The sequence below is a fragment of the Prevotella sp. S7-1-8 genome (assembly GCF_000758925.1).
Taxonomy (GTDB): Bacteria; Bacteroidota; Bacteroidia; order Bacteroidales; family Bacteroidaceae; genus Prevotella.
Genome location: NZ_JRNC01000125.1, coordinates 1 through 3550, shown reverse-complemented (window position 1 = coordinate 3550; position 3550 = coordinate 1). Strand labels below are relative to the sequence as shown.

Sequence of the window (3550 nt, the reverse complement as noted above, 5' to 3'; positions counted from 1 at the left end):
CAATAATTTCTTTACTATGTCTTACAACAAAAAAGCTGTTTTAGCAGCCAACACAGCAGCCATAGGTCTTCTCCTTCGTTTGGAGAAAGAACAACGCACCGCCACCGAAGAAGAACAAAAAGTACTGCGCTCCTATCAAGGTTTTGGCGGATTGAAGTGCATCTTAAACCGAACCGACCAACCCGAAGACATCCGCTATTGGGCAAAGTCCGAACAAGACCTCTTTGCCCCCACTTGTGCACTCAAACAGCTCATCTATCGAGAAGCTCACAGTGCCGATATGGCTAAACGCTATTGGGAAAGCATCAAGGCAAGCGTCCTCACCTCCTTTTATACCGACACACGCATCGTCAATGCCATTGCCGACTCCTTAGAGAAACCAGGTGTAACCTTTCGCACTTGCCTAGACCCTTCCTTAGGAATGGGTGCATTTGCCGAAACCCTCGCTCCACACGTAGGTCGGGTAGACGCCTTTGAAAAAGATTTACTCACCGCCCGCATAGCCCAAAGTCTACATCCCCTAGGGCAAAGCACCATCTTTGTACAGCAAGCCCCCTTTGAAAGTATAGAAGAACGCACAGCAGCCGACAAGTATGACCTTATCGCCAGCAATATCCCCTTTGGTGACTTTATGGTCTACGATAGAGCCTACAACAAAGGACAAGACGTCATCAAGAAAGAATCCACACGCGCCATTCACAATTACTTTTTCATCAAAGGACTCGACAGTATTCGCGAAGGAGGCGTACTTGCTTTCATCACCTCACAAGGCTTATTAGATGCTCCACGCAATGAAGCCTTCCGCCGTTATTTGATGGAGAATAGTAAACTCATCTCAGCGATTCGCCTGCCCGGAGGAATGTTCAGTGAAAACGCAGGAACAGAGGTAGGGAGTGACCTCATTGTCCTGCAAAAACAAAGTGGAAAAGGCATTGCAACATCTGATGAAGAAAAGTTTGTGCAGACCGTTGCGGTTCCCAAAGGCGATGGTTTCTCAATGGCATTCACACACAGTGCTCTCTTTGAAGGCAGTTGGGAAGACATCCAATCGCACACCATCGCCACTACTCGAGTAAAGGGAACAGACCCTTATGGCAAACCCACATGGGAGTATCAATTTGAGGGCGGAATTCAAGAAATGGCTGACTGTTTGCGTGAGCAACTCTCACACGATATAGAAAAACGATTTGACCGCAAACTCTATCACACAGGCGTTGCGATGAGTGAAGAAGAACGCCAAGCCGAAGCCGAAAAGAAACTGCGAAAACTTGGTGTGACCGCGGGATTGTCAGGGCAGAAAGAACAGAAGGAACAATCAACTCCACAAGAAGAAAAGGAAGTAAACGATGCCTACAACCTGATGCCCAAGGCCATTCAAAAGCAGCTCCCCAAACTCTATTCAACACAAAAGGAATTGATTGGAGATAAAACCGCTTATGCACGCTATTTCTTTCCGATGGGAGCCTACACCGCCTACATATTAGAATACGACCCCAAGACCCGAATAGGTTTTGGAGCCGTAACGATGGGTTATGGTTGGAAACTTGGAAATATGTCGCTCGATGAAATGCAAGAAGTGAAGGTACACGGCTTAGGAATAGAGCGAGACCTCTATTTCACGTCCTGCAAACTCCACGAAATAGAAGAACTAGAAGACTTGGTGCAAGGACAATTCACCAAGGAAAAAGTACAGATAGAAGAAGCTATTGCGGAGGAAATAAAAGAAGAGATTAAGGAAGATACAAAGGAGCAGGAAGAAGCAAAATCTCAAGAAGAACAAATGACTCTGCAAACAGATATTGCAGCAATGATTTCCGAAGAACCCGCTCCCGAAGGGGTGCCTACATTGACCCTATTCCATCAATATGAAGAGAAAGCAGAGAAACGCCCTGACGTGGAAGCCCCACGCGAGATGAATGGGCAAACTGTTTATTTCGATGACGACCACCATCCCATTGTAGAAAGCAACAATAATCAGGAGTATCTGCTCTTTGCTCCCGAGGAATACACACTGTGGACACAAGAAGTAGAGCGCGTCAGTGCAGAACTAAAAGCCAATACCCCCAAGAAGACAACCGCTAAGACGCAAACAAAGTCAAAGACAAAACCACAGACAACCGCTAAGTCCGGGAAAGCTGCGCAAAGCACGACTTCCGAGCCTTCGCTTTTTGACTTTGTCCATGAAGACACCACGCTAAAACCACAGCCCATAGCAGAGGTGAAGCAAATCTTTGATGCCAACCCCCGACCATTTCTTTCTGCCCCCGACAGTCATCTGCGTGATGGCTCAATTGTGGTGCAGAAAGGACAAGTGGGCTATCTCTCCGACCTCAAGCGACACCCCACCTTTCATCCGATGGACTTGCCCCTTACACAAATCACACGCCTGAAAGCCTATGTGGAAATCCGTGAGTGCTACCACCGTCTCTATGATTATGAAGCCACCAACCACGCAGAAGATAAAGAAGAGCGTGAGAAACTCAATCGCTTGTACGATAACTTCGTAGCACGCTGGGGAGCACTCAACAAAAAAGCCAATACCGACCTCATCAAGATGGATGCCACGGGAGTAGAAATGCTATTTCTGGAGCGTTCCGAACAAGGAAAGTACACCAAAGCCGACATCTTCGACCATCCCACAGCCTTTTCAACCTCAGAACTCACCATTGCTTCCGACCCTTTGGAAGCACTTGGCGCATCGCTTAACAAATATGGCAGTGTAGAACTCGGTTATATGTCTTCGCTTCTTCCCGAGATGGAAGAAAGCGATATCGTCTCCGCTCTAGAGGGACGGATCTACTATAACCCAGAAATCGAAGGTTACGAAGTCGCAGACAAATTCATTTCAGGCAATGTCGTAGAAAAAGCAGAGCGCATCAGTTCTTGGCTCTTAGACCATCCCGACCATGAAGAAGCCCAACAGAGTTTGGCAGCCCTCATAGCCGCCAAACCCACTCCCATTCCCTTTGCAGAATTGGACTTCAACCTTGGTGAACGCTGGATACCCGCAGGTATTTATGGACAATTTGCCACAGAGTTTTTCGGTACAGACCTAAGAGTAGGCTATCATCCCAACATGGACGAGTATACCATCGGTTGCGACCACAAGAACGGCAATATCTTGCACAAGTATGCCGTGCAGGGAGAATTTCGCAAATACGATGGGTTGCATCTGCTCAAACACGCCTTGCACAACACCATTCCCGACATCAGCAAAAGCAAGGAAGTCATCGACCCCATCACCGGAGAAGAACGCACCATCAAAGTGCGTGATGGAGAGAAAATCCAACAAGCCAATAGCAAGATTGAGGAAATCAGACAAGGATTTGTGGATTGGTTAGGCAGACGTCCCGACAGTTTCAAAGAACAGTTGGCTAATCGCTACAATGAACTCTTTAATTGCTTTGTTCGTCCCAACTTTGACGGAGGACATCAGAGCTTCCCCAACTTAGACCTTAAACGATTAGGCATCCCTGACTTATACAAAAGTCAGAAAGACGCTGTGTGGATGCTCAAAACCAATGGCGGAGGTATCTGTGACCACGAAGTA

The 3550-nt window shown here is 47.3% G+C and carries 1 protein-coding gene; it reads left to right on the top strand.

Features of this window, described 5'->3' with window-relative positions:
- Positions 1 to 16 precede the first annotated feature (16 nt).
- Positions 17 to 3550, top strand: a 3534-nt coding sequence (locus HMPREF1640_RS12220) for a DUF2958 domain-containing protein (protein WP_036895300.1), incomplete at its 3' end; no start/stop codon positions are given.